The sequence below is a fragment of the Bradyrhizobium sp. CCBAU 21365 genome (genome assembly GCF_015291305.1).
GTDB lineage: Bacteria > Pseudomonadota > Alphaproteobacteria > Rhizobiales > Xanthobacteraceae > Bradyrhizobium > Bradyrhizobium elkanii.
The window spans coordinates 6,275,936-6,302,835 of the sequence record NZ_CP030036.1 but is presented as its reverse complement, the minus strand read 5'-3'; the positions used below and the strand labels follow the sequence as shown (position 1 = coordinate 6,302,835).

The window sequence follows — 26,900 nt, the reverse complement described above, 5'->3', positions numbered from 1 at the left end:
CACGCAATTTGACTGGTCGCCCCCGTGCACCGGTCGAGGACCGGTCACACCAAAATGGGCCGTGCAATAAGGTCCTTTTCGGATTCGGGAAATCAGAGATAGCCTGCCAAGGCTCGGGTTGCTAGGGTCGGCTCTCTCGGGTTACAGAGCTACTTGCCCTGCGGCTCTTACCCCGCAATCGGCTAATCAGTAGGGGACGCAAATGCGCTGCCCCTCCAAAGTGAGGGATCATCATGGGTTTGGCGCTCAACGTTGCAGTCCTATTGCGCGGGTGGCTTTTGGCACACCATGCCAACGGGCCGGTCGCAACGCTTGGTGTGATGGACTGCGGCTTCTCAGAGAAAGCCTTTACTAAAGCCATAGAGAAGGTTTCGCTATGGGCATCCGCCGATCACCCTATGAGCGCGGCTCGTTATTTTCAAATGTGCGGAGGGCTAAATGATCTGTCAAGCATCGACATCAGCAAATACGAGGGCGCCGATTTCGAGTTTGATCTAAACAATGAAAGTCTTCCAAATGAATTGATCGGCCGCTTTGGCGTGGTGCTTAACGGCGGGACGCTGGAGCACGTCTTTCACGTTCCGAACGCGCTCACCAACATCTCGCGCATGCTGCGTCCCGGCGGCCTTGCCGTCCATATCTTGCCGATGAGCAATTGCGTTGATCATGGCTTCTATCAATTCAGCCCTACGCTCATGCTTGACTATTATGCGGCGGCGAAATTCGACCTGCTCAACTCGATTTCGCTTCACTTCTCTCCGCAGTCGCCGCGCTGGCTCGTTAAACCAGCCCTGCTCGGCTCGTACGGCGAAGGCCTTATCGGCACCTTCGACCAAAGAATCGCCTTCCACATGCTCGTCGCCCGCAAGCGTCCCGATTCCCTCGATTGGGCAATCCCAATCCAAAGCCTGTACGGCCGGAAATTTGCAGGTCAACGCCGTCTATGCGACGCGATCGAGTGGTTCAGTCCCTTCGAGATTGAGAACGGTCGCCGGATCGAGTCCCGTAAACCGACCGAGTTTCGTATCGAGTCGTTTGCGAGCAACGGCGGCTTAATGTGGGGTGCGACACTGCCGGATTATCTTCCGCGGGGTGACGACAGTACGAGCCCCATAAGTTCTAGCCTCGCATTGTTCGAGGATGATAAGCTCCTTGGACCACCCCACTCAGCTCATGACACGATCCAGAAAATTGGGCGAGGCGCATATTCGCATTGGGGTGGAGCGCTCTTTTTGTCGTCTAGCGACGGATCCGATCCAAATACGAATGGACGTCAATACCTCTGCAAGCTGTGAGCGAGTCGGCTATATTGGTCACGCGGACGAGTTTACTGGAAGAACCGTCTCGAGCTGGCTGCGCACGTATCGATATTGCTTCCCGATCCGTTCGCAGTCCTAATCTGAATAGCTTGAACAGAGCATGAGTGAACGGCACCACAGCTCGCTCATGTACCTGGTGATGGTCGCTGATTTCATCAATCGTGTCATTTCGTCACCGGTCGGTGTCGTGTTTCGCTGTTGGATGCAGCCGCGCAGTATCCCGGGAGGTCGAGGAGGCTGGAGTGCCGCGCGCCGATTCGGAGAGTGTTGCCGACAAGTCTTAAATCTGGATCGATGTTAGCTTGCTGCGCCGATCGGACGTACTTTCTTTCGCAAAGGCGCTGCGCGCTTTGAAGACACCAGCCACTACGTGCGCTCGGGCGTCAACCGCATCTCACCGTAACATCCGTGACGATGCGCAGCCCCCCTCGATCGGGTGAGACGGACACATCATACACTGAGTTGTGCTCCGGATAAGCACCGGGGGACTTGCCATGTGGGGCAACTCAGCGGCACTTGCGCGCGAGGAGGGAGCCGGACGAGCGTGCTTACCTCACGGTCTTTCGGTCGCCGGCGCTGTGCCGTGCCCCAGTTGCCGTGATATCTCGCCCGCACAATCGCGCAGCGCAGTTGCGATTGCGCTGTCCCAGCCGGCGTCGAAGGTGCCTTCCGGCCCCATCGCGGTGATGACCAGCGCGACGTGGCCGGCGTGATCGAACACCGGCGCGGCGAAGGCGTTGACGCCGGGCAGGGGATCGCCGGTCGCCCGCGCCAGCCCGCGGCTGCGGACCTCGGCGAGGATCTCGGCCGTCTTCGCGTCCGCCGGCGGACGCTTCGGATTGTAGCCGACGCCGAGGCGATCGAGGCCGCTCTCGAGCGCGGTCCTGATCGCGTTCGGCGGCATGAAGGCGGCGAAGGCGCGGCCGGTCGCGGTCTCGAGCAGCGCCACCACCGATCCGACGCGCATCGCGATATGCACCGGATGGCTCGGCTCCTCGAGCCGCACCACGGTCGCGCCGTGGGTGCCCCAGACCGACAGCGACACCGCGTGATTGATGCTGTCGGCGAGCGCTGCGATCCGCGGCGTTGCGATCCGTACCGCCGACTGCCGGCGCAGGCTGATCAGGCCGAGTTCGAGCGCCAGCGCCCCGATTTCGTAACGGCCGGTGGTCTCGTCCTGCTCGATCAGGCCGATGCGGGAAAAGCTGACGAGATAGGGATGCGCCTTCGCTGGCGGCATGCCGGCTTCGCGGGCGAGATCGCGCAGCATCATCGGTTCGCCGCTGCGGGCCAGCGCGCGGAGCAATTCTCCGCCGACCTCGATCGACTGTATGCCGCGGCTCTCTCTCGTCATGTGGCCCTGCCAGCTCCCACAATGTGCTTATACGGCGAGAAACCCTCCGTCGACCGGCATGGTCACGCCGTTCACATAAGATGCCAGCTCCGATGCGAGGAACACCACCGGGCCGACCAGCTCCTCCGGCCGCCCGACGCGGCCGAGCGGTGTGCGGCCCAGAAATCCGGCGAGCCGGCCCGGGTCGTTGCGGGTCGCTTCGGTCATCGCCGTTTCGACCACGCCGGGCGCGATCGCATTGACACGAATGCCGTCGGCGGCAAGCTCGCGGGCGAGCGCCTGGGTGAGGAGCTTGACGCCGCCCTTGGACGGCGCATAGCCCAGCGTATCGGCAACGCCGAGGAAGGACGCGATCGAGCCGAGATTGATGATCGCGCCGCGCGTCTCGCGCAATGCCGGCAAGAAGGCGTGGGTGACGTTGAACGTGCCGGTCAGGTTGACGTCGAGCACCCGCCGCCAATTCTCGCGTGCACGGGGCGAATCGATGCCCTCACGGATGATGATGCCGGCATTGTTGACCAGGATCGCGATCGGCCCGACCTCGCGCGCCGCACGCTGCGCCAGCGCGGAGCACGCCTCCGCATCGGTGACATCGAGCTCGAACGGCCATGCCGCGCGGCTGTGCTGGCGAATGTCGGCCGCGGTTTGCTCGGCGCCGGCGCGATCGATGTCGGTCACAACAACGTCCGCGCCATGCGCCGCGAGGCCAAGCGCGATGGCGCGACCGTTGCCGTGCGCAGCGCCGGTCACCAGCGCGCGCTTGCCTGCGAGCAGGGTCGCCATTGCGCTCATGGCGCGCTTCCTTCCGCCGCCACGCCGGCGATGCGCTTACCCGCGATGTAGCCGAAGGTCAGCGCGGGCCCGAGCGTGATGCCGGCGCCGGGATAGTTGCCGCCCATGATGCTCGCCATGTCGTTGCCGGCGGCATAGAGGCCGGCGATCGGCTGGCCGTCGGCGTCGAGCGCACGGGCATTGGCATCGGTCCTTATGCCGGCATAGGTGCCGAGATCGCCGATCACCATCTTGATGGCGTAGAACGGCCCGTGCCGGATCGGCGCGATGCAGGGATTGGGCCCGTGCAGCGCATCGCCCTGGTAGCGGTTATAAGCGCGCGAGCCCTTGCCGAAGGCGGGATCGCGGCCCTCGGCCGCGGTGGTGTTGAACTCCGCGACGGTCGCCTCGAGCGCCTTGGCGTCGATGCCGGCCTGCGCGGCGAGCTCCGCCAGCGTCGCGCCGCGCTTGAGATAGCCGGTCTTCAGATGATGGCCGAGCGGCATCGGGCGCGGCGGCACGCAGCCGAGGCCGTATTTGCGCAACGTCTCGTGATCGCAGATGAGATGCGCCGCGATCTCCTCGCCGGGCTTCGCCGCCTTGATCATCGCCTGCACGAAGTCGTGGTAGGAATTGCCTTCATTGGCAAAGCGCCTGCCGTCGGCCATCACCGCGATCACGCCCGGCTTGGCGCGATCGATGAAATGCGGCATCACGCCCTTCGAGCCGTCCTTGCGCGTCGTGACCGAGACCGGCACCCAGGCCGCGGCATTCGGCAGCGAGTCGTCGATGCGGCCGCCGGCGGATTCCGCAAGCCGCAAGCCGTCGCCGGTGTTGCCGGTCGGGCCCGGCGAGTAATGCTCTTTTCCGGTTGGGGCGTGCGGAAACATCTTCTGCCGTCGCGCGACGTCATGCGGAAAGCCGCCGCAGGCGAGCACCACGCCACGTTTCGCATTGACGCGGATCGTGCGCCCTTCGCGCACGACGATTGCGCCGCGCACCGCGCCGTTCTCGACGATCAATTCGCGCACCGGCGAGTTGAGCCAGAGCGGGATCTTGAGGTCGAAGGCGGATTTCGCCAGCCGTCCGGCGAGCGCGTTGCCGTTGGTCAGCGTCATGCCGCGGCCGTTGCGCATCACGTCGATGGCGTGTTTCGACAGCCGCTTGGCGACATAAGCCGCCGAGGTCAGCGACCGCGTCGCGCGCATGAAATGCACGATCTCCTTGCCGGAGCCGAGCATCATGCCGAACACGGTGAGCTCGGGCAGGGGACTGCCGAGATTCTTGAGGGCGTCGCCGAGCTCGTGGGCGTCGAACGGCCGCGTCACCATCGAGCGGCCGCCCTGCGCGCCGCCCGGCGCCTCCGCATGATAGTCCGGGAAGGTCAGCGGCATGTCGAAGCGCACCGCGGTGCTGGTGGTGAAGAAGTCGACCGCCTTCGGCCCTTCGGTCAGGAACGCATCGACGCGCGCGGCGTCAAAGCTGTTGCCGGCCTCGTGGCGCAGATAGGTTTTGGCCTGATCGGGGCTCTCCTCGATGCCCCAGGCCTTGGCCAGCGAGGTGCCGGGGATCCACAGCCAGCCGCCGGAGCGCGCGGTGGTGCCGCCGAACCGCGGCTCCTTCTCGACCACCAGGACCTTGAGGCCGTGATGGCCGGCGGTGACCGCCGCCGACAGCCCGGCGCAGCCGGAACCGACGACCAGCGCGTCGCAATCATAAGCTTCTTCGTTGGCCACGCGATCGATCCTATTTCTTGAGCAGCGGGCACTTCGACTCGGAGACCGGACGATAGGCGTCCTCGCCCTTCACCGTCTTGACGATGTCGAGATAATCCCACGGCTCCTTGGACTCCGAAGGCTTCTTCACCTTCGCCAGATACATGTCGCGGATCACGCGGCCGTCCTCGCGCAGCTTGCCGTCATGCACGAAGGTGTCCTCGATCGGCAGCTCGCGCATCTTGGCCATCACCGCTTTCGGATCGTCGGTGCCGGCGGCCCGGATCGCCTTGAGATAATGCAGCACCGAGCCGTAGACGCCGGTCTGGATCATGGTCGGCATCACATTGGCGCGGGCGTAGAACTTCTTCGACCAGGCGCGCGTCTTCTCGTCCATGTTCCAGTACGACGCCGTCGTCATGTAGGTGCCCTGCGCGGCGTTGAGGCCGATCGCATGCACGTCGGTATCGAACATCAGAAGGCCGACCAGCTTCTGGCCGCCCTGCACGAGGCCGAACTCGCCGGACTGCTTGATCGAATTGTCGGTGTCCTGGCCGGCATTGGCGAACGCCACCACGTCGGCCTTCGAGCTCTGCGCCTGCAGCGCAAAGGAGGAGAAGTCGGCGGTGTTGGTCGGATGCTTGACGCTGCCGAGCACCTTGCCGCCCATCTCGTTGATGAAGCGCGTCGCGTCCCGCTCGAGCTGCTGGCCGAAGGCGTAATCCGCGGTGACGAAGAACCAGGACTTGCCGCCTTCCTTGATCACGGCCGAGGCCGTCACCTTGGACAGCGCGTAGGTGTCGTAGGCGAAATGCACCGTGTTGGGGCTGCACAGTTCGTCGGTCAGCGAGCTCGCGCCGGGACCGGAGAGAAGCGCGATCTTGTTGCGCTCGCGCACCATGTTGTGCACGGCGATCGCGATGCCGGAATTCGGGATGTCGACGACCGCGTCGACCTTGCCGTTGTCGAACCAGCCGCGCACGATCTGCACGCCGACATCGGTCTTCATCTGGTGGTCGGCGGAGATGATCTCGATCGGCTTGCCGAGCACGGTCGGGCCGAATTCCTCCACCGCCATCCTGGCCGCCTCCACCGAGCCCGGGCCCGAATTGTCACGGCCCCAGCTCGACAGGTCGGTCAGCACCCCGATGCGCACGACGTCATCGGAAACCTGGGCGTGAGCGGCGGTGGCCATCGCCGCGACGAAGGCTGCCGCCAAGAACTGTCTCATCATTCCTCCCTTTGGATGTCCGCGCTCTTCGGCGGGTCATCTCTTGATTAGGAATTGTCTAATTAGTTTGTCAATGGCGAATTAAGTGTGTGAATAGTGTCACAAAGTTGGCGCCGGCGCGGCACGACGCTTCACATTTGGTGAGCGGACGCTTACATGGCTCATCCGGGACGGCACCGCGGCAAGGCTTCCGGCTCATTTGCCAGAGCGCGCCGCAGTGCCAAGTCACTATGAAACAGGGGAATTTTCGCGGACGGCGACGCGTTTCGCCGCCCGGACTGGGCCACCCGTGAAGGGCAAGGCTCCTGCGGGGCGGGGCATGAAGGGCGTCGGCGGGCAGCGATCATAGACGGATCATGTTGAGACAGCTCTTCGCGCCGCAGCTCGTCATTCTTTACGTGCTGGTGGTCTCTACGCTCTACGTTCACTTCCGCGGCAAGCAGCGGTTGCGCTTCGCGCGCCAGCTCGGCGATCACTCGACCTACCTCGCTCCCTACAATGTGCTGATGTATGCCGGCTCCGCGGTGCCCAACACGCCGGTGATTCCGGTCGAGCAGTTTCCCGAGCTCAAGAAGCTCTCCGACAATTGGGAGACGATCCGCGACGAGGCCACGCGCCTGTTCGACGAGGGCTTCATCCGCGCCGCGGCCAAGAACAACGACTGGGGCTTCTATTCTTTCTTCAAGAGCGGCTGGAAGCGCTTCTATCTGAAATGGTACGACGATTTCCTGCCCTCGGCGCGGACGCTGTGCCCGAAGACGGTGGAGCTGCTCAACTCGATTCCGAACGTGCATGGCGCGATGTTCGCGATGCTGCCGCCGGGCGGCAAGCTTGGGGCGCACCGCGATCCGTTCGCCGGCTCGCTGCGCTATCACCTTGGCCTCGTGACGCCGAACTCGAAACAGTGCCGCATCCTCGTCGACGGCGTCGAATGCGTCTGGCGCGACGGCGAGGCCTTCATGTTCGACGAGACCTTCATCCACAGCGCCGAGAACAAGACCGACGTCAACCGCATCATCCTGTTCTGCGACGTCGAGCGCCCGATGAAGTTCGGCTTCATGACGGCAATGAACCGCTGGGTCAGTCACAACATAGTCAAGGCGTCGGCCACCCAGAACGTCGACGGCGAGCATGTCGGCGCGCTGAACAAGGTGTTCGGCAAGCTCTACGAGATCCATCTCGCCAGCCGCAAGGTCAAGGAGTGGAATCGGAACGTGTATTACACGCTCAAATATTCCGCGACCGTGCTGATCCTCGGCCTGATTGTAATGTCGGCGTTGCACTGATTGCAGCGTTGAAAGCAAAAGCCCCGGAGCATGCTCCGGGGCTTTTTGTCTGGGACGAGAGCTGTGAAGCGCAACAGCATCAGTCGCGCTCGAAAACCTTGGCGCCGGGGTAGATTCGCCTGGCGTAGGCGACGACCCACTCCCGGTCCTGGGTCTCCAAGAACGGAGTTCGGATCTTGCACGACCCGACGATAAGGTGCCACAGGCCGTTCAGCTTCTGAATGTTGACGATCATCTGAGTGTTCCTCGAAACCCGCGTTCCAGTCGACACCCGCTACCCGTGACAGTCTTGCGATCGACGGCTCGGCGCAGTGATCCTGATCACGTTGGAGCAGCCGCGAGTGTAAAAATCTCTCGCCATCGCTCAACTGTACGGGCGTAAGCGCGGGCCATCACAAGGAATCAGGCGGGCTATACCAAGGTATGTCGGTCCGCAGGCGCAGCCGCAGCGTCGGGGCCGTTCAACTTTGCGCGTCGCGGCGCCTTCGCGCTCCGATCCGTTACACGGGCGTGATAACGTTCCATCCGGCGTTTCGCATTGAGGGGACCTTGTCATGTCGGAGTCATCAGGAGCTTTTGCGACCACTGCGCTGAGCGGCTACGAGCTGCTGGCCGATCCGCAGCTGAACAAGGGCACGGCGTTCTCCGAGGCCGAGCGCGAGGCGTTCGACCTGCACGGCCTGCTGCCGCCCAATATCCTGACGCTGGACGAGCAGGTCTCGCGCCGCCTCGAGGCGCTGCGCGGCTATGAGACCGACATCGAGCGCTATGCCTTCCTGCGCGAGCTGCAGGACACCAACGAGACGCTGTTCTACGCACTCCTGGTCGGCAACCTGGAAGAGCTGTTGCCGATCGTCTACACGCCGACCGTCGGCGAGGGCTGCCAAAAATTCAGTCGGTTGTTCCGCAAGCCGCGCGGGCTGTTCCTCAGCATCCCACATCAGCACCGGATCGACCGCATTTTCGCCCATCCGCGCTTCGATCATGTCGAGGCAATCGTCGTCACCGACGGCGAGCGCATCCTCGGCCTCGGCGACCAGGGCGCCGGCGGCATGGGCATCCCGATCGGCAAGCTCGCGCTCTATACCGGCTGCGGCGGGCTGCATCCCGCGACGACCTTGCCGATCATGCTCGACGTCGGCACCGACAATCCCGATTGCCTGGCCGATCCGCTCTATATCGGCTGGCGCAACGAGCGCGTCCGCGGCCAGGCCTATGACGACTTCATCGAGGCGTTCGTCGCGGCGGTGGTGAAGCGCTGGCCGCGCGTCCTGCTGCAGTGGGAGGATTTCGCCAAGAACAACGCGACGCGCATGCTCGAGCGCTATCGCGACCGGCTCCTGACCTTCAACGACGACATTCAGGGCACCGCGGCGGTGGCGACCGGCGCCTTGCTCTCCGCGATCAACGTCACCGGCGTGCCGCTCACCGAGCAGCGCGTCGCTGTGCTCGGCGCGGGCTCGGCCGGCTGCGGCATCGCCAGCCTGATCCGCGCCGCGATGATCGATGCCGGCCTGCCGGAGAGCGAGGCGGCGAAGCGCTTCTTCATGGTCGACCGCGACGGGCTGCTGCTCGAGGGTATGAGCGGGCTCGCCCCGTTCCAGCTGCCGTTCGTGCAGGACAGGCAGGCGATCGCGGGCTGGCAGCTCAGCCACCCCGACAAGATCGCGCTGCTCGACGTCGTGCGCAACGCCCGGCCGACCGTGCTGATCGGCGTCTCCGGCCAGGCCGGCGCGTTCTCCGAGCCGATCGTCCGCGCCATGGCCGAGTGCAACAAGCGGCCGGTGATCTTCCCGCTGTCCAATCCGACCTCGCGCGAGGAAGCGACGCCGGTCGATATCGAGGCGTGGACCGAGGGGCGGGCGCTGATCGGCGTCGGCAGCCCGTTCCCGCCGATCATGCGCGACGGCGCGCGCTTCAAGGTCGACCAGACCAACAACTCCTACATCTTCCCGGGTGTCGGCGTCGGCGCGCTCGCGGTCGGTGCCAGCCGGGTCAGCGACGGCATGTTCATGGCCGCCGCCAAGGCGCTCGCCAGCGTCTCGCCGGCGCGCGACAACCCGAAGCACAATCTGCTGCCGCCGGTCAGCGCGCTGCGCGACGTCTCGCAGACCGTGGCGCTTGCGGTCGCGCTGCAGGCGCACAAGGAGGGATTGGCGAGGGACGTTCCGATCGACCAGGTCGAGGCGCGGATTCACGCCAAGGTCTGGACGCCGCGCTACGTGCCGTACCGCCGCAGCGATCGGGCTTAGAGCTCGGCGCGGCGCGATCCTTCGCGCCACGCGCGGGCCGCATCATCTTGCGATCATCATGATCGGGTCAGGGCGGGCTCGACCTCGCTCGCGCCTTCTTGACGGCGTCGCCCGGCGGCTGCCGGGCGCATCCGGCAGCCATGTGCGAAGCATGATCCGGCACTCGGTGCGGGAGACGGACGACGCCTTCGGCGTACCGGACGGTTGCGATTGTCGCTCGCCGTGGCCGACTAAAGTTCAAGCCTCGACGGTCCCTTCCAGTGGAACTTTCCGGGGCGTGTTATCGTTCGTACTCAAACGAACCACAGTCAATATCCGTCCGGGGGCCTGCGAGGGAGACACCCCCATGGCAACATTTGGCCCAACGCTTCGTCCAACTCCCGGCCTCGACGCCAACCAGCTCACGCCATCCGAGCATCAGCTCCAGATGCGCCGTGCGGTGATCGCCTCCACGATCGGGACCGCGATCGAGTGGTATGACTTCTTTCTCTACAGCACCGTCACCGGCCTGGTTTTCGCGAAACTGTTCTTTCCGAATTCCGATCCCTGGGTCGGCACGCTGGAGGCCTTCGCCATCTACGCGGTCGGCTTCGTCGCGCGGCCGATCGGGGCTGCGATCTTCGGGCACTATGGCGACCGCATCGGCCGCAAGTCGACGCTGATCGCGACGCTGCTGTTGATGGGCCTGGCGACCGCGGCGGTCGCATTGGTGCCGACCTATTCCAGCATCGGCATCTGGGGCGCGGTGATCCTGACCGTGCTACGCTTCATCCAGGGCGTCGGCGTCGGCGGCGAATGGGGCGGCTCGGTGCTGATGTCGATGGAATGGGCGCGCAACGATCGCTCCCGCGGCCTGATCGCGTCATGGCCGCAATTCGGCGTGCCCTGCGGGCTGTTCCTCGCCAATCTCGCCGTGCTGGCCTTCAGCCAGATGTCGGGCGACCAGTTCCTGGCGTGGGGCTGGCGCGTTCCGTTCGCGCTCAGCATCGTCCTGGTCGGCGTCGGCCTCTACATCCGGCTCGGCATTCTGGAAACGCCTGTCTTCACCAGGCTGCTGGCCGAGCGTCAGCTCGACCGCACGCCGATGCTGACCGTGATCAAGGACCATCCCAAGGAGATCCTGCTGTCCGCCTTCGCGCGGATGTCCGAGCAGGCGCCGTTCTACATCTTCACCGCCTTCGTGTTTTCCTACGGCACCGGCACGCTGCACGTCTCGCGCGATTTCCTGCTCACCGCGGTGCTCGCGGCCTCGGTGCTGTCGTTCGTCTCGATCCCGGTGTTCGGGCACCTGTCGGACCAGATCGGCCGCAAGAACATGTACATGATCGGCGCGTTGGTGACCGGCATCTTCGGCTTCATCTACTTCGCGATGCTCAATACCGGATCGGCGTCGATCATCTTCCTCGCGATCATTCTCTCGCTCATTCCGCACGACATGCAGTACGGGCCGCAGGCCGCGCTGATCGCCGAAAGCTTTACCGGGCGCTTGCGCTACAGCGGCGCCTCGCTCGGCTATCAGCTCGCGTCCGTCATCGCCGGCGGTCCGGCGCCGCTGATCGCGGCGTGGCTGTACGGCACCTATCATTCGTGGATCGCGATCGCGGTCTACATCGCGCTCTGCGCCGTCATCACGCTGGTCGCGACCGCGCTGATGACCGACTTCACCGGCAAGGACATCAATGCGGCCGGCGCGCATGAACGTCGGGCTTGAGTCAGCAATGGAGCGGCAGATGACGAAATGGCGAAAAGAATCGGCTCTCGATCTCTATAACCTCGTTGCAGCGATCTTCCTGCTTGCTGCGCCGTGGCTGTTCGTGCAGGCCAATCCGACCGCGGCGATCGATCTCAGGATCAGCGGCGCGGCGGTCGCGATCATGTCGCTGGCGGCGATCGTCGCGTTTTCGATCTGGGAAGAATGGATCAACCTGGTCGTCGGGTGCTGGCTGATCGTCTCGCCCTGGCTGCTCGGCTTCGCGCATACCCGCGCGATGCATTTTGCCATCGCCGCCGGCGCGGTGGTGGCCTTCATGGCGCTGCTCGAACTGTGGCTCGAGTACGAGAAGACGCATCTCGGTCCGGCGGCGTCGCAGGCCGCCGAAAGGCAGTAGGATCCCGCTCCAACTGATGTGATCGGGCGCTCGCGGCGCGGTGATCGCGCGTGATGAAATAATTTCCGGGCGCGCGCGGTCCTGAACACAGGAGCCGAGCTAGGTCGGCTTCATCCACTGTACGGAGAAATCCCATGACCAAACTGACCCTCGCAGCGCTTGCGCTGGTTGCGGCAGCCGCCTGTTCGGCGCAGGCGTCCGCCGCCGGCAACAACGCTGCGGTGCGGCGCGCCAATGCTTCGATGACGACAACGACGGTCAGCAGCAAGACCACCGATTGTGTGCGCGCGCCGAAGGTCGGATCGTTCGCGACCGCCCCGTTCACCGAGCCGCCCTGCATGCCCGGCACGATGCGCTGACCGCGCACAGCAAAAAGCCCCGGACCTGAGGTCCGGGGCTTTGGGCCTTGCCTCGTCTGCTGAGGCGGTTATTCCGGCTTGCCGATCGTCACCGCGAGCTTGCCGACGCCGTCGACACCGCATTCGAGCTTGTCGCCCACCTGCAGCTGCGAGACGCCGGCGGGCGTGCCGGTCATGATGATGTCGCCGGCGGCGAGCTTCACCTGCTGCGAGAGCTGCCAGATGATTTCAGGCACGTTCCAGATCAGCTCGGTGAGGTCGCCCTTCTGCGCTTCCTTGCCGTTGACGGTGAGCCAGATTTTGCCCGCGGTCGGGTGGCCGATCTTTGCGGCCGGCTGGATCGCCGAGCAGGGCGCGGAATAGTCGAACGACTTGCCGATCTCCCAGGGCCGCTCCTTCTTGCGCGAGGCGATCTGCAGGTCGCGGCGGGTCAGGTCGATGCCGACGGCATAGCCGTAGACATGCTCGAGCGCCTTGTCGGCGGGAATGTTCAGCCCGCCGCTCTTCATCGCCACCACCAGCTCGACCTCGTGATGCAGGTCCTTGGTCAGCGGCGGATAGGGGATGGTCGCACCATCGGGCACCAGCATGTCGGCATGCTTGCCGAAGAAGAACGGCGGCGCGCGCTCGTCATTGCCCATCTCCCTGATATGCTCGAGATAGTTGCGGCCAACGCACCAGATGCGGCGGACCGGATAGGTGCCGGATTCGCCGACGACTGGAAGCGAGGGCTGCGGGGGAAGCGGAATGACGGTGGATGCGGCGTTCATGAACGGGTCCCGGAGGGTTGAAGGAGGGAGCGCGGGCGGTATTTACGCGCTTACGCCGCTCAGGGCTAGTGGCCGCGGCTGCATCCGGCGCAGAGGTGAGGCCAGCTTTCCGCCGAGCGCGGCCGCCTTTGGTCGACGAAGGCGGTGCTGCCCATGAGACGAAGTCCGGGGTGCCGCGCGGACCGGCGGCGTGGTCGGCATCGGTTTCTGGCAAGGCGCGGTCTGCTCGCTCGATCCGAACAACGTGGCGCGGGCGATCGCCCATGTCCGCGATCTGGTTGGGATCGACCATGTCGGTTTCGGCTCGGATTTCGACGGCTCGACCACCACGGGCTTCGATGCCGGCGAGATCGTCGCCGTGACCCAGGCGCTGATGTCGCGCGGGTTCTCGGAGGACGACATCCGCAAGGTCATGGGCGGCAACGTGCTGCGCGTGCTCCGCGCAGGCATTGCCCCGAGGGGATGAGAAGAAGATCTAGCCGGCGGCGCTGATCGGCGCCAGCGCCAGCGGCGACGGGTCGTGGTGATGCTGCAGGCGGAAGAACGAAGCGTAGCGGCCGCCGCGGCGCAGCAACTCCTCGTGCCGTCCGCGCTCGACGATCTCGCCGCCCTCGACCACCAGGATCGCATCGGCATGCATGATGGTGTGCAGGCGGTGCGCGATCACGATCGTGGTGCGGCCCTGGCAGAGATGCTCGATCGCTTCCTGCACCTGCTTCTCGGACTCCGAGTCGAGCGCGGCGGTGGCCTCGTCGAGCAGGATGATAGGCGCGTTCTTGATCAAGGCGCGGGCGACCGCGATGCGCTGGCGCTGCCCGCCGGACAGCTGGGTGCCGTGCTCGCCGACCGGTGTGTCATAGCCGAGCGGGAAGCTCATGATGAAGTCGTGCGCGCAGGCGGCCTTGGCGGCGTCGACGATCTCTTGCTCGCTGGCGCCCTGCTTGCCGAAGGCGATGTTGGCACGGATGGTATCGCGGAACAGATAGACGTCCTGTCCGACATAGGCGGTCTGCTGCCGCAGCGACTTGCGCGACACCTGGGAGATCGATTGTCCGTCGATCAGGATGTCGCCCTCGCGCGTCTCGTAGAAGCGCAGCAGCAAGGCCAGCACGGTCGATTTGCCGCCGCCGGAGGGGCCGACCAGCGCGGTCACCTTGCCGGGCTCGGCCACGAAGGTCATGCGGTTCAGCACCGGCTCGCCCGGCCGATAGGCGAAGCTGACGTCGCGCAGTTCGATCCGCGCGTCGGAGAGTTTCAGCGCCGGCTTGTCGTCATCCGTCTGTTCGCTCGCCGGGCTGTCGACCACCTCGAGCAGCATCCGCGCGCCGACCAACTGGCTGTTGAGGTCGATGTTGAGCCGCGCCAGCCGCTTGGCCGGCTCGGTCGCCATCAGGAACGCGGTCAGGAACGTGAAGAACTGGCCCGGAGTGGAACCGAGCGCCACCACACTGTAGCCGCCATACATCAGGCAGCCGGCGACCGCGAAGCCGCCGAGCATCTCCATCAGCGGATTGGAACGGTTGGCGACGCGCGCCATCTTGTTGGCATTGCTCTCGACGGTTGCGATGTGCTCGTCGATCCGCTGCTGCATGGTGCCTTCCAGCGTGAACGCCTTCACGGTGCGGATGCCCTGCAGCGATTCCTGCATCGTCTCCATGATGTCGGCGGTGCCGGTGAACTGGTTGTAGGCGAGCCCCTTGATCCGCTTCACCAGCTTGCGCAGCATCAGCATCGCCGGCGGCACCGCCACGAGCCCGATGAACGACATCAGCGGGTCCTGCCAGACCATGACGGCGACCATACTGATCAGCATCAGGAAGTCGCGGCCGATCGCATTGACCAGCATGTTGAGCACGTCGGTGATTGACTTGGCGCCGGCCGTGAGCCGCGCCAGGAATTCCGACGAGTGCCGTTGCGAGAAGAAGCCGATGCTCTCGCTCATCAGCTTGGCGAATAGTTGCCGCTGGTTGCTGGCGAGGATGGCGTTGGAGATCTTGTTCAGGATCACCATGTGGCCGTAGGTCGCCACGCCCTTGATGAACAGCAGCACCACCGTGATCCCGGCGAACATGGCGATGCCGGGGATGTTCTTGTCGACATAGGCCTGGTTGATCACCTGGCCGAGCACGTAGGTGGCGCCGGCGGTCGAGCCGGCCGCAACGGCCATCAGGGCGAACGCCGTCAGATAGCGCCGCCAATAGTTAATCCCTTGTTCCATGACCAGGCGGCGAATCAGGATCGCCGCGCCATAGGGATCGTCGGTAATTTTCTTTGGAAACTGGGCCATCCGCGTTCCATTGACGGCGGGCAGCGCCGGCCGTCAGGGTTGCGGGACCTCCTTGCCCGCTTGGCGGGGCTTTTTCAAGCACAATAACTGCTTGATAACGGTTTGTTTTTTAGGCCGATTCCGCCTGTCGGGCGGAGCTGGCGCGCTCCCGGAACAGCTTCTCCTCCCAGGCCAGCGCATGGCTCGCGATGGTCTCGAGATCATCATAACGCGGGGTCCAGTCGAGCAGCGAGCGGATCCTGGTCGTGTCGGCCACCATGGTCATGATGTCGCCGGGCCGGCGCGCGGCGTAGGCCACCGCGAAATTGCGCATCGAGACCCGGCGTACCGCCTCGATCGTCTCGAGCACGGAATAGCCGCGGCCATAACCGCAATTCATCGTCACCGATTGCCCGCCGGCGCGCAGATAGGACAGCGCCGAGCGATGCGCCTCGACGAGGTCGCTGACATGGATGAAATCCCTGATGCAGCTGCCGTCCTGGGTCGGATAGTCGGTGCCGAACACGTCGATCTTGGCGCGCTGGCCGGTCGCGGCCTCGACCGCGATCTTGAGCAAATGGGTGGCGCCGATGGTGGCAAGGCCGACGCGGCCTTTCGGGTCGGCGCCGGCGACGTTGAAGTAGCGCAGCACGACGTAGCTCATGCCATGAGCGGACGCGACGTCGTGCAGCATGATCTCGGTCATGAGCTTCGACGAGCCGTAGGGCGACAGCGGACGGGTCGGTGCGATCTCCGGCACCGGCACCTGGTCTGGGTTGCCGTAGACGGCCGCGGTCGAGGAGAAGATGAAGCGGCTGACGCCGCCCTTCACCGCGGCGTTGAGCAGGCTGCGCGTCGTCATGGTGTTGTTGCGGTAGTAGCCGAGCGGATCGCGCATCGAGTCCGGCACCACGACGGAGCCGGCGAAATGGATGATGCTGTCGATGCCGTGCTGGGCGATCACGCCCTCGACGAGGTTCTCGTCGCCGGCATCGCCGATGAACAGCGGCACGCCTTCGGGCAGGAACGCGGAGAAGCCGGTGGAAAGGTTGTCGATCACGACGACGCTCTCGCCGGCATCGACCAGCGCATGAACCATGTGACTTCCGATATAGCCGGCGCCGCCGGTCACGAGCACGGTCATGGGTAGAGCTCTCCCGATATTCTTTAACCGACGATGCTAGCGGGAGTGCGGTGAAGAGGGGGTTTCGCCGCGGCCGAACTGGCCACTATGCTTAATGTTGCGTATAGGAACTGGCACGAAACGGAGACTTGCGTGCCGATCGAGAACACACCTGCCGGCGAGCTCGAGCTCATCGTGCCCAATCTGCACCGACGCTATTCGGGTGTCACCGCGACTAACCGCATGGTCGCGCCGAAACTCGCAAAGATGTTTCGCGCAGGCTGGCTCGGCTCGCATCGGCCCGACGGCATCGACGCGATCGGATTTGCAGATCTCCTGCACCTGTGGCGGCGCGCATCGCCGCTGATCTGGCATGCGCGGCGCAACGACGAGATGATCGTCGGGCTCGTGCTGCGCGCGCTCGGCTGGCCGCTGAAACTGATCTTCACCTCGGCGGCGCAGCGCCATCACACCTGGCTGACGCGCTGGCTGATCCGCAACATGGATGCGATCATCGCCACCAGTCCGCTGTCGGCCTCCTATCTGAAGCGCGATGCGACAGTGGTGATGCACGGCGTCGACACCGATCGCTATGCGCCGCCCGCCGATCGCGCGGCAGCCTTCGCCGAGAGCGGACTGCCGGGACGCTATGCGATCGGCTGCTTCGGGCGGGTGCGCGCGCAGAAGGGCAGCGACGTCTTCGTCGAGGCGATGTGCAGGCTGCTGCCGCGCTATCCCGATTTCACCGCCGTCATCGTCGGCGCCGTGGTGCCGGAGCAACTCGCCTTTGCCAACGAGCTGAAGCGGAAGATCGAGGCCGCCGGCCTGCAATCGCGCATCATCATCACGGGCGAACTGCCGATCGAGGATGTCGTGCGCTGGTACCAGCGGCTGACGATCTACGCCTTTACCTCGCGCAATGAAGGTTTCGGCCTGACCCTGATCGAGGCGATGTCGGCGGGTGCGGCGCTGGTGGCGGCGCGTGCGGGCGCGGCCGAGTTCGTGGTCGAGGACGGCGTCACCGGCGTGCTGACGCCGCCCGGCGACACCGACGCGCTGGTGGCCGCGCTCGAGCCCTTGATGCGTGATCCGGCAGCGGCCGCGGCGATGGGGGGGCGCGCGCGGCAACGAGTTGTGGATAAGTTCAGCCTCGATGCGGAAGCGGGCGCGATCGCCAGGGTCTACAGCGCGCTGACCTGAGCCAGCACGCGCTGCGCAATCTCCACGACCTCTTCGGCTGCGATGTCGCGCATGCAGCGATGGTCGTTCATGGTGCAGACCGTGCGCTGGCACGGCTGGCACGACAACTTGCTCTTGGTTTGCAGCACCGTCGCGGCAAGGCCGTTGAGGGGCGCCCAGAGATAAGGATCGGTCGGACCGAAGATGCCCATGGTCGGCGTGCCGATTGCGGCGGCGATGTGCATCAGCCCGGAGTCGTTGGTCACGGCGACGCTGGCCGCGGCCATCGCAAGGATGCCGTTGCGCAGATCGGTGCCGGTGAGGTCGCGGACCCGCGCGCCGCCGACAGCCGAAATCTCCTGCGCCAGCGCCTTCTCGCCGGGGCCGCCCACCACCCAGACATCGAAGCCATGTTCGGCGAACAGCCGCGCGGCCTCCGGATAATAGGTCCAGCGTTTCGAGGCGCCGACCGAGCCGGGGCCGAGTGCGATGGCGGGACCGCGGCCGAGGCCGTTGGCCTGCCGCCAGCGTTCGATGTCGTGCGCGGGAACCCGGAGCTGCGGCACCGGCCATTCCGGCGGGCGGGCGGCGCCGTCAGGCAGCGCCAGGATCGCGTTCTTGTCGATGAAGCGCGGCTGCCGCTTTTCGCCCCATCGCATCGCGTTGATCAGGCCGAACCGCCCCTCGCCAAAGAAGCCGACCCGTTCCGGGATGCCCGCCAGCGCCGGCGCGAGGGCGGCCTTCCAGGTCCGCGGCAGCACCAGCGCGGTGGCGTAGTTCCGGCTGCGAAGCTCGGCCGCGAGGGCCTGCTGCTGGGCCAGCGCCAGCCGGCTGCGCGGCAGGTCGAACACGATCCCGGCACGAACATCGGGCATATAATCGACCAAAGGGGCGCAAAGCCGGGATGTCAGAAGGTCGATCGGCCGGTTCGGCCAGCGCTTGCGGAGCACCCGGACCACGGTGTGGCCGCGCACGAAATCGCCGATCCAAACATAGGGCACGACGAGGATAGGTCTGGTATCCTCGGTATCCTGTGTTTCGATATCAGATATTGAATCAAGATTCATTTCTAAATAGGCCAGGACCGGTCGGGCGCGGCCAAGTCGGTAACCGGTTCGCGATGAGAGGTAAAGCCGTCGTTGCCTGCGACGCGGGAGTGGGGCAAAGCTGACGGCTGCAAAGGAATCTGGCGGGATTTCATCATGTTTCTGGTAACCGGGGGCGCCGGTTTTATCGGATCGAACGTCGTGGCCGCGTTGAACGACGCCGGGCGCAGCGACGTGGCGGTCTGTGACGTGCTTGGGCAGGACGGCAAGTGGCGGAACCTCGCCAAGCGGCAGCTTGCCGATGTCGTTCCGCCAGCCGAGTTGGGCGACTGGCTGAAGGGGCGACGGCTCACCGCCGTGATCCATCTCGGCGCCATCTCCGAGACCACGGCAACCGACGGCGATCTGGTGATCGAGACCAATTTCCGCCTCTCGATGCGGCTGCTCGACTGGTGCACGGCAAATGCCACGCCGTTCATCTACGCCTCCTCCGCCGCCACCTATGGCGACGGCGAACGGGGGTTTGACGACGACGCGTCAGTCGAGGCGCTGAAGCGGCTGCGGCCGATGAACCTGTACGGCTGGAGCAAGAACCTGTTCGATCTTGCGGTCGCCGAGCGCGCGGCGAAGGGCGAGCGCCTGCCGCCGCAATGGGCCGGGTTGAAATTCTTCAACGTGTTCGGCCCCAACGAATACCACAAGGGCCCGATGATGAGCGTGCTCGCGCGCCGCTTCGACGACATCAAGGCGGGCCACGTCGTGCAGCTATTCAAGTCGCATCGCGAGGGCATCGCCGACGGCGATCAGCGCCGCGACTTCATCTATGTCGACGACGTCGTGCGGGTGATGATGTGGCTGATCGCGACGCCGCGGGTATCCGGGCTGTTCAATGTCGGTACCGGCAAGGCGCGCAGCTTCAAGGACCTGATCGTGTCGGCCTACGGCGCGCTCGGGCTGGAGCCGAACATCCAGTATGTCGACATGCCCGAGCAGATCCGCGGCAGCTACCAGTACTTCACCCAGAGCGTCGTCGATCGTCTCGGGCGCGCCGGGTACAATGGCGGTTTTACCCGCCTGGAAGACGCAGTCGGGGCCTATGTGACGGGCTTTCTCGATCGCGCGGATCGCTATCGCTAGTGCGGATGACGGTGACTGATGTTCGATTTTGAAGCGATCTCGCGTGCAATGTCCGGCCAGACCGTGCTCTGCGTCGGCGATCTCATGCTCGACGAGTTCGTCTATGGCGAGGTGTCGCGAATCTCGCCGGAGGCGCCGGCGCCGGTGATCGCGGTCAGGCGCAGCGAGACCAATATCGGCGGCGCCGGCAACGTCGCGCGCAACATCGCCGCGCTTGGCGGGCGCTGCATCTTCGTCGGCCTGATCGGCGAGGACGCCGCCGGCGCGGTGCTGGCCGAGGCGCTGGCGAAGGAGGCCGCTGTCGAGACCGTGCTGGTGAGCGACGCCGCGCGTCCGACCACGCGCAAGGTGCGCTTCGTCTCCGAGCAATTCTCCACCCACATGCTGCGCTCCGACTGGGAACTCGCCGCGCCGGCCGCGCCGGCCATCGAGCAGCAGCTGATCGACGCGATCCTGCCGCGACTTGCGCGGGCCGACATCGTGCTGCTGTCGGACTACGCCAAGGGCGTGCTCACCGCGCGCGTGATCCGCAATGTGATCGACGCCGCGCGCCAGGCGCAAAAGCGCGTCATCGTCGACCCCAAGAGCGCCAATCTTGCGATCTATCGCGGCGCGACCGTGCTGACGCCGAACCGCAAGGAATTCGCCGAGGCGACCCGCAGCCGCGCCGACAGCCAGGACAGCATCGCGCAGGCCGCGCCCGATGCGATGTATCTCGCGGATTGCGAGGCGATGCTGGTGACGCAGGGCGAGCGCGGCATGACGCTGGTGACGCGGGGCGGCGAATCGATCCATGTGCCGGCGCTGCCGGTCAAGGTGCGCGACGTCTCCGGCGCCGGCGATACCGTTGCCGCGGCGCTGGCGCTGGCGCTGGCGGGTGGGGCCGACTGGGAAGGCGCGCTGCGGATCGCGAGCGCGGCGGCGGCGGTTGCGGTCGGCAAGACCGGCACCGCGATCGTCAAGTCCGCCGAATTGCGCCGAAGGATCCTGCCGCACGCTTCGCTGGCGGCCGAGGAGAAGATCGTCCCGGCCGGCGGCGACATCGATGCACACCTTGCGGAGTGGCGCCGGCAGGATCTGCGCATCGGCTTCACCAATGGCTGCTTCGACATCCTGCATCCCGGCCACGTCAAGGTGCTGACCGCCGCGCGCGGCGCCTGTGACCGCCTGGTCGTCGGGTTGAACAGCGACGCCTCGGTGAAGCGGCTGAAGGGCGAGGGACGTCCGGTGCAGAACGAGCGCGCCCGCGCCGAGGTGCTGGCGGCGCTGGAAGCCGTCGACCTCGTCGCGATCTTCGAGGAGGACACGCCGATCAATCTGATCACGCAGGTGCGGCCGAGCGTGCTGGTCAAGGGCGGCGACTATACCCGCGAGCAGGTGGTCGGCCACGAGATCGTCGAAGCGGCCGGCGGCGAGGTGGTGCTGGTCGAGATCCTGGCCGGCCACAGCACGACGTCGCTGGTTGCGCGGGCCCGTGAGGGCAAGGCGTGAGCGCAAGCATGGCATCCCCGGCAGGCGCCGCGGCGTGTCCGGCCTGGCGCGATCCGGCGCGCTGGCAGACCGCGACCGATGTGGTCGCGGTCCTGATTGCGCTGTCGCTGCCGTGGTCGACCTCGCTGGTCGGCATCTTCGGCGTGGTGCTGCTGATCGCGATTGCGCCGACGGTCGATCTGAAGGCGTTCTGGGCGCTGCTGAAGCGGCCGATCTGCCTGGCGCCGGTCGCGTTGTTTTGCCTCGCGCTTGTCGGCACGCTCTGGTCGGACGCGGCCTGGGGCGCGCGATTCTACGCGGTCGGGCCGACCGCGAAGCTCCTCGTGCTCCCGGTCCTGCTCTATCATTTCCAGCGCTCGGACCGCGGGACCTGGGTGTTTGTCGCTTTCCTCGTCTCCTGCACGCTGCTGATGCTGATGTCCTGGCTGGTGCTTGCCTATCCGCACCTCGCACTGAGGGCGCCCGCGCCTGGCGAGCAGGGAGTCTTCGTCAAGAACTACATCGACCAGAGCCAGGAATTCACGTTGTGCGCGGTCGCGCTGGCCTATCCGGTCGTGATGCTGCTGCGGGCCAAGCGCATCCTGCCGGCCATGTTGCTGATCGCGATTGCGCTCAGCCTGTTCGCCAACATGGCGATGGTGGTGGTGTCGCGGACTGCATTGGTGACGGTTCCGATCATGTTCGCGGTGTTTGCGCTGCTCCATCTGCGCTGGCGCAGCATCGTCCTGATCCTTTGTGCGGCCGCCGCGTTATCCGTGGTGGCGTGGTACGGCTCTTCGCAATTGCGCTCGACGGCCGAGTCATTCGAGCGCGACTACAAGCTCTACATGGAGCGCAACGAGCCGACCTCGCTCGGCTTGCGGCTCGAATTCTGGCGCAAGTCGCTCGGCTTCTTCGCCGAGGCTCCGGTGATCGGCCATGGCACCGGCGCGACGCGGGGCCTGTTCGAGCGCGTCGCGAAGGGCGGTGTGACCCAGGCCTCCGGCGAAGTGATCGGAAACCCCCACAATCAAACGTTGAACGTCGCCGTGCAGTGGGGCATTGTGGGTGTGGCGATACTGTACGCGATGTGGCTCCTGCACCTTTTGCTGTTCCGCGGCGACGGTCTCGTCAACTGGATCGGGCTTCTCGTCGTGGTACAGAATATTTCTAGTTCGTTGTTTAATTCACACATCTTCGACTTTCATGAGGGCTGGATGTATGTGCTGGGCGTCGGAGTTGCGGGCGGCATGGCGTTGAAGGGGCAATTGGGGGCCGGTATGGAACCCGAACCGCCTGCTCGTCCATGATCGCTGGCAAGGGCGCTGCAGATACGCTATCAGCCTGCCAATGTCTCATCGCGAACTCCCAGTTGCCGGCAACCCGTCCGTTAGATGACGCGTCTTTCACAACTCACCCTGCGCAATTTCCTGATTTTGGTGCATGACGCGCTCGCGACGACGTTTGCGTTGCTGGCGAGCTTCTATCTGCGTTTCGAGGGCAGCCTCCTCACCGATCGATTGCCGCATCTGCTGCTGATTCTGCCCTGGTTCGTGCTGTTCAGCGTTTTCGTCAGCTATTTCTCCAATCTGACCACGGCGAAATGGCGCTTCACCTCGCTGCCGGACGCGGTGAATATCCTGCGGGTTGCAGCCGTGCTGACCCTGGCACTGGTCGTGCTGGACTACGTCTACTTCTTCACCGGCACGAATTCGCAAAGCCCGGTGTTCCTCGGCCGGGTCACGATCATCCTGTTCTTCTTCCTCGAGGTGTTCGCGCTGAGCGCGTTGCGCCTCGGCTACCGCTATTTCCGTTATTCGCGCACGCGCCTGCATGCCCGATCCGACAACGCCGCGCCGGCGCTGCTGGTCGGACGTACGGCCGATGCCGAAGTCGTGCTGCGCGGCATCGAGAATGGCGCGATCAAGCGGCTCTGGCCGGTCGGCGTGCTCTCGCCGTCGGACGCGGACCGCGGCCAGATGATCCGCAACATTCCCGTGGTCGGCGGCGTCGACGACATCGAGGCCGTGATTCGGGATTTCGAGACCCGCCAGCGGCCGATCAAGCGCGTGGTCATGACACCGTCGGCCTTCGAACCCGAAGCGCATCCGGAAAGCGTGCTGATGCGCGCCCGGCGGCTCGGCGTGATGGTCAGTCGCCTGCCGTCGCTGGAAGGCGGCGACGCGCCGCGACTGACCAACGTCGCCGTCGAGGACCTGCTGCTGCGCCCGAGCCAGAAGATCGACTACGCGCGGCTCGAGACGCTGGTGCGGGGCAAGTCCGTCATCGTGACCGGCGGCGGCGGCTCGATCGGCGCCGAAATCTGCGAACGGGTCGCGACCTTCGGCGCGGCGCGCCTCCTGGTCGTGGAGAACTCGGAGCCGGCGCTCTATGCGGTCACCGAGGCGCTGTCCGCGCGTGACTCCGGCCCCGAGATCGAAGGCCGGATCGCCGATATCCGGGATCGCGAGCGCATCACGCGGCTGATGAGCGAGTTCAAGCCCGACATCGTGTTCCATGCCGCGGCGCTCAAGCATGTACCGATCCTGGAGCGCGACTGGAGCGAAGGGGTCAAGACCAACATCTTCGGGTCGGTGAACGTGGCCGACGCCGCGCATGCCGCGGGCGCGAGCGCGATGGTGATGATCTCGACCGACAAGGCGATCGAGCCGGTGTCGATGCTGGGCCTGACCAAGCGGTTCGCCGAGATGTATTGTCAGGCGCTGGACCATGACCTGATGACCGAGGCAAAGGGCAAGCCGCACATGCGGCTGATCTCGGTGCGGTTCGGCAACGTGCTGGCGTCCAATGGATCGGTGGTGCCGAAATTCAAGGCGCAGATCGAGGCCGGCGGACCGATCACGGTGACCCATCCGGACATGGTTCGCTACTTCATGACGATCCGCGAGGCCTGCGATCTCGTGATCACCGCAGCGACGCACGCCGTGACGCCGGCGCGGCCCGACGTCTCGGTTTATGTGCTGAACATGGGGCAACCGGTGAAGATCGTCGATCTCGCCGAGCGGATGATCCGTTTGTCGGGCCTGCAACCCGGCGTCGACGTCGAGATCGTGTTCAGCGGCATCCGTCCCGGCGAGCGGCTGAACGAGATCCTGTTCGCAAGCCAGGAGCCGACGCTCGAAATCGGCGTCGCCGGCGTCATGGCCGCCAAGCCGAACCAGCCTCCGATGTCGAGGCTGCGCAAGTGGCTCGCGGCGCTGGAGGATGCGATCGAGAGAGATGACCGTGTGACCATCCGCGCCGTCCTTCAGGACGCCGTGCCCGAGTTCGGATCGAATGCCGCCTGACCGCGCCGTTCTGCGGACGCCGAGACAGGACCGTTTCGAAAGCCATTGATGCGTAGTTCTCGAAAAGTCGTGGTCGTCAGCCAGCACTATCCACCGGACCACAGCACGACCGCCGCGATCATGTCTGCGATCGCCGAACGGATCGCGCAGGAGTCGGAGGTGATGGTGGTCTCCGGGATGCCGGGCTCGGCGCGGGCGCCGGCGCCCGGGCGTCCCGCCGTCGTCGAGATCAGGAACTGGCTGCCTGGAAAGGCGGCGCTGATCAAGCGCGCGCTGGCCGAGGCGCTGTTCACCGGCCGGATCTTTTTTGCGCTGTTGTCGCGCCTGAAGCGGGGCGACGTGGCGCTGACGGTGACCGCTCCCTTCGCGCTGCCTTATGCGGTTGCCGCCGCGGCAAGGTTGAAGGGGGCCAAGTCGGCGCTGATCCTGCACGACCTATTTCCAGATGTGCTCGTGATGGCCGGGCTGCTTCGGCCGTCCTCGCTGGTCGCGCGGGCGATGCGCGCGATCAACGCGCTGATGTTCCGGTCCCTGAACGCTGTCATCGTGATCGGCCGCGACGCCGAGAAGCTACTGCTGCGCTATGGCGGAATGACACAGGACAAGATCAGGTTCATCCCGAACTGGGCCACGCTCGCGCCCGGCAACCGTCCCGTGAGCCCCGACAATCCGTTTCGCAAGGCCATCGCCGCCCGCTTCGTCGTCGGGCTGTCCGGCAATCTCGGCTTCACCCACGATCCGGATATCGTGTTTGAGGCCGCGCGACTGCTGCGTGACGAAGGCGAGATCCATTTCCTGCTCTCGGGATGGGGCATCGGCTTCGCGCGGCTCAAGGAGCTGCAGGCCACCGCGCGGCTTGCCAACGTCACGCTGGTCGACCGCGTCGCGGACAGCGAACTCGATGCGCTGCTCTCCAGCGCGGACGTCTGGCTCATTCCCTATCGCAAGGACGTCGCCGGCGTGTCGGTGCCGAGCCGGTTCTATAATCTGCTCGCGGCCGGCCGCCCCGTCATTCTCGTCTCCGAGCCCGAGGCCGAGGCCGCGCTCACCGTCAGCGAAAACCGGCTGGGCTGGGTCGTCACGCCGGGAAGGCCCGATCAACTCGCCGATGCCATTCGCCAGGCGTCGCGATCGCAGGACGCCGCGATGGCCGAGCGCGCAGTCGCGACCGCGCGGAACTTCAGTTCCGAGCGGGCGCTCGCGAGCTACGCTGCGCTGGTCCGGGAGCTGCTATCCAATCGCGATGTGGAGCGGACGGTATGAATAATGGTCACCGGACGGTTCTGGTGACGGGCGCCAGCGGCTTTGTCGGCCGCCATGTGGTGCCCGCGCTGGCGCGCAGCGGCTGGGTGGTGCGACGCGCGGTGCGAACTCCACCGCGCGATGCAAACGACGTGATGATCGGCTCGCTCAGTCCCGCCACCGATTGGCGCGCCGCGCTCGACGGGGTGGAGGCGGTTGTGCATCTTGCGGCCCGCGTTCATCAGCAGTCCGACGAACGCGCGATAGAGCTCTATCGCAACGTCAATATCGAGGGCACGCTGCATTTGGCGCGGTCCGCGGTCGCTGCGGGCATTCGTGATTTCATTTTCGTCAGCACGATCCTGGTGCATGGGCGCAGCAATTACGGGCGTCTTCCGTTTCGCGAGGACGATGTCCTGACGCCGCGCGGCCTCTACGGAAACTCGAAGGCGGCCGCCGAGGTCGGCTTGAAGGAAATTGTGCCGGGCAGCGGCATGAGGGTGACCGTTATCAGGCCGCCGCTAATCTACGGGGCCGGTGCGAAGGGAAATTTCGCCCTGCTCAAGCGCGCGGTGCTCAATGGCTTGCCGCTACCGCTCGCTTATGTGAAGAATCGCCGCGCGTTCCTGTCGGCGGAAAACCTCGCGTCGTTCATCTTGCACCGGTTGTCGCACCCGGGAGATGATTTCGACGTGTTCCTGGTGGCTGACCGCGAGCAGGTCTCGACGCGGGAATTCGTCGAGCGTCTGGCCCGGGCGGCGGACACCTCGCCGCGTCTGTTCTGGCTGCCGCCGCTGCTGTTGAAGATGGCGCTCGGGATCAGCGGCCGCAAGGAAGCCTATGACAGCCTGTTCGCCTCGCTCGAGCTTGATCTTTCCAAGATCGCGGGCACCGGATGGCAGCAGCCGATCAGCCTCGACGAGGGGCTGCGGCGCGCGCTGCGTCAAACGGACAGCTGAGGCGA

The 26,900-nt window shown here is 65.4% G+C and carries 23 protein-coding genes; 14 read left to right on the top strand and 9 right to left on the bottom strand.

Going from position 1 to position 26,900, the window contains the following annotated elements; translation table 11 throughout:
- Positions 1-233: 233 nt before the first annotated feature.
- Positions 234-1,295, top strand: coding sequence for a methyltransferase domain-containing protein (locus XI02_RS29715; protein ID WP_172647649.1), 1,062 nt, complete (start codon positions 234-236; stop codon positions 1,293-1,295).
- Positions 1,296-1,872: 577 nt separating this feature from the next.
- Here XI02_RS29715 and XI02_RS29710 read toward each other — a convergent pair.
- Genes XI02_RS29710 through XI02_RS29695 form a run of 4 tightly spaced genes read right to left on the bottom strand, consistent with a single transcriptional unit; the run spans position 1,873 to position 6,393 of the window.
- Positions 1,873-2,673, bottom strand: coding sequence for an IclR family transcriptional regulator (locus XI02_RS29710; RefSeq protein WP_172647650.1), 801 nt, complete (start codon positions 2,671-2,673; stop codon positions 1,873-1,875).
- Positions 2,674-2,700: 27 nt separating this feature from the next.
- A complete protein-coding gene (locus tag XI02_RS29705; RefSeq protein ID WP_172647651.1) occupies positions 2,701-3,465 on the bottom strand; it encodes an SDR family NAD(P)-dependent oxidoreductase in 765 nt (254 codons plus the stop codon).
- On the bottom strand, positions 3,462-5,180 hold the full coding sequence (locus tag XI02_RS29700; RefSeq protein ID WP_172647652.1) for an FAD-dependent oxidoreductase: 1,719 nt from the start codon (positions 5,178-5,180) through the stop codon (positions 3,462-3,464). Before XI02_RS29700 ends, XI02_RS29705 begins: the two co-directional genes overlap by 4 nt.
- A gap of 10 nt (positions 5,181-5,190) precedes the next feature.
- A complete protein-coding gene (locus tag XI02_RS29695) occupies positions 5,191-6,393 on the bottom strand; it encodes an ABC transporter substrate-binding protein (RefSeq protein ID WP_162136780.1) in 1,203 nt (400 codons plus the stop codon).
- A gap of 353 nt (positions 6,394-6,746) precedes the next feature.
- Here XI02_RS29695 and XI02_RS29690 point away from each other — a divergent pair, with 353 nt between their 5' ends.
- Positions 6,747-7,676, top strand: a complete 930-nt coding sequence (locus tag XI02_RS29690; protein ID WP_172647653.1) for an aspartyl/asparaginyl beta-hydroxylase domain-containing protein — start codon at positions 6,747-6,749, stop codon at positions 7,674-7,676.
- A 79-nt stretch (positions 7,677-7,755) separates the two neighbouring features.
- Here XI02_RS29690 and XI02_RS29685 read toward each other — a convergent pair whose 3' ends face one another.
- A complete protein-coding gene (locus tag XI02_RS29685; RefSeq protein WP_016843659.1) occupies positions 7,756-7,911 on the bottom strand; it encodes a hypothetical protein in 156 nt (51 codons plus the stop codon).
- 319 nt (positions 7,912-8,230) lie between these two features.
- On the opposite strand from XI02_RS29685, the gene XI02_RS29680 reads away from it, so the two are divergent.
- From XI02_RS29680 to XI02_RS29665, 4 genes are all read left to right on the top strand, one after another.
- On the top strand, positions 8,231-9,928 hold the full coding sequence (locus XI02_RS29680; protein WP_172647654.1) for an NAD-dependent malic enzyme: 1,698 nt from the start codon (positions 8,231-8,233) through the stop codon (positions 9,926-9,928).
- A 346-nt stretch (positions 9,929-10,274) separates the two neighbouring features.
- Positions 10,275-11,639, top strand: coding sequence for an MFS transporter (locus tag XI02_RS29675; protein ID WP_225160129.1), 1,365 nt, complete (start codon positions 10,275-10,277; stop codon positions 11,637-11,639).
- A 19-nt stretch (positions 11,640-11,658) separates the two neighbouring features.
- Positions 11,659-12,036 carry an SPW repeat protein gene (locus XI02_RS29670; RefSeq protein ID WP_244981085.1) on the top strand — a complete coding sequence of 126 codons (378 nt, stop codon included), beginning with the start codon at positions 11,659-11,661 and terminating at the stop codon, positions 12,034-12,036.
- A 134-nt stretch (positions 12,037-12,170) separates the two neighbouring features.
- Positions 12,171-12,395 carry a hypothetical protein gene (locus tag XI02_RS29665; RefSeq protein WP_057016719.1) on the top strand — a complete coding sequence of 75 codons (225 nt, stop codon included), beginning with the start codon at positions 12,171-12,173 and terminating at the stop codon, positions 12,393-12,395.
- A 68-nt stretch (positions 12,396-12,463) separates the two neighbouring features.
- Here the strand turns inward: XI02_RS29665 and XI02_RS29660 are convergent, their stop codons facing one another.
- Complete coding sequence (locus XI02_RS29660) at positions 12,464-13,165, bottom strand: fumarylacetoacetate hydrolase family protein (protein WP_028341609.1); 702 nt, start codon at positions 13,163-13,165, stop codon at positions 12,464-12,466.
- Positions 13,166-13,355: 190 nt separating this feature from the next.
- Between XI02_RS29660 and XI02_RS29655 the strand changes: the two genes are divergently transcribed.
- Entirely contained in the window at positions 13,356-13,631 is a 276-nt protein-coding gene (locus tag XI02_RS29655) for a membrane dipeptidase (protein ID WP_244981086.1), read from the top strand.
- A 9-nt stretch (positions 13,632-13,640) separates the two neighbouring features.
- Here XI02_RS29655 and XI02_RS29650 read toward each other — a convergent pair whose 3' ends face one another.
- Positions 13,641-15,452, bottom strand: a complete 1,812-nt coding sequence (locus tag XI02_RS29650; protein ID WP_172647656.1) for an ABC transporter ATP-binding protein — start codon at positions 15,450-15,452, stop codon at positions 13,641-13,643.
- 109 nt (positions 15,453-15,561) lie between these two features.
- Positions 15,562-16,575, bottom strand: coding sequence for a UDP-glucose 4-epimerase GalE (gene galE / locus XI02_RS29645; protein ID WP_172647657.1), 1,014 nt, complete (start codon positions 16,573-16,575; stop codon positions 15,562-15,564).
- A 138-nt stretch (positions 16,576-16,713) separates the two neighbouring features.
- Here galE and XI02_RS29640 point away from each other — a divergent pair, with 138 nt between their 5' ends.
- Complete coding sequence (locus tag XI02_RS29640; RefSeq protein WP_172649144.1) at positions 16,714-17,754, top strand: glycosyltransferase family 4 protein; 1,041 nt, start codon at positions 16,714-16,716, stop codon at positions 17,752-17,754.
- Here the strand turns inward: XI02_RS29640 and waaF are convergent.
- A complete protein-coding gene (waaF, locus tag XI02_RS29635) occupies positions 17,736-18,800 on the bottom strand; it encodes a lipopolysaccharide heptosyltransferase II (RefSeq protein WP_194483239.1) in 1,065 nt (354 codons plus the stop codon). The genes XI02_RS29640 and waaF overlap by 19 nt on opposite strands.
- A gap of 135 nt (positions 18,801-18,935) precedes the next feature.
- On the opposite strand from waaF, the gene rfaD reads away from it, so the two are divergent.
- The 6 genes from rfaD to XI02_RS29605 all read left to right on the top strand — a co-directional run bounded on the left by rfaD (position 18,936) and on the right by XI02_RS29605 (position 26,895).
- Positions 18,936-19,916, top strand: a complete 981-nt coding sequence (rfaD, locus tag XI02_RS29630; protein WP_038380740.1) for an ADP-glyceromanno-heptose 6-epimerase — start codon at positions 18,936-18,938, stop codon at positions 19,914-19,916.
- Between the two features lie 18 nt (positions 19,917-19,934).
- Entirely contained in the window at positions 19,935-21,407 is a 1,473-nt protein-coding gene (rfaE1, locus tag XI02_RS29625) for a D-glycero-beta-D-manno-heptose-7-phosphate kinase (RefSeq protein ID WP_172647659.1), read from the top strand.
- A gap of 8 nt (positions 21,408-21,415) precedes the next feature.
- Positions 21,416-22,696, top strand: a complete 1,281-nt coding sequence (locus tag XI02_RS29620) for an O-antigen ligase (protein WP_016840368.1) — start codon at positions 21,416-21,418, stop codon at positions 22,694-22,696.
- Positions 22,697-22,780: 84 nt separating this feature from the next.
- Positions 22,781-24,694, top strand: coding sequence for a nucleoside-diphosphate sugar epimerase/dehydratase (locus XI02_RS29615; protein ID WP_016840369.1), 1,914 nt, complete (start codon positions 22,781-22,783; stop codon positions 24,692-24,694).
- Positions 24,695-24,742: 48 nt separating this feature from the next.
- Positions 24,743-25,957, top strand: a complete 1,215-nt coding sequence (locus XI02_RS29610) for a glycosyltransferase family 4 protein (RefSeq protein ID WP_038373023.1) — start codon at positions 24,743-24,745, stop codon at positions 25,955-25,957.
- Positions 25,954-26,895: an NAD-dependent epimerase/dehydratase family protein gene (locus XI02_RS29605; protein ID WP_016840371.1), complete on the top strand. Its 942-nt coding sequence runs from the start codon at positions 25,954-25,956 to the stop codon at positions 26,893-26,895. Before XI02_RS29610 ends, XI02_RS29605 begins: the two co-directional genes overlap by 4 nt.
- The last annotated feature ends 5 nt before the right edge of the window (positions 26,896-26,900 follow it).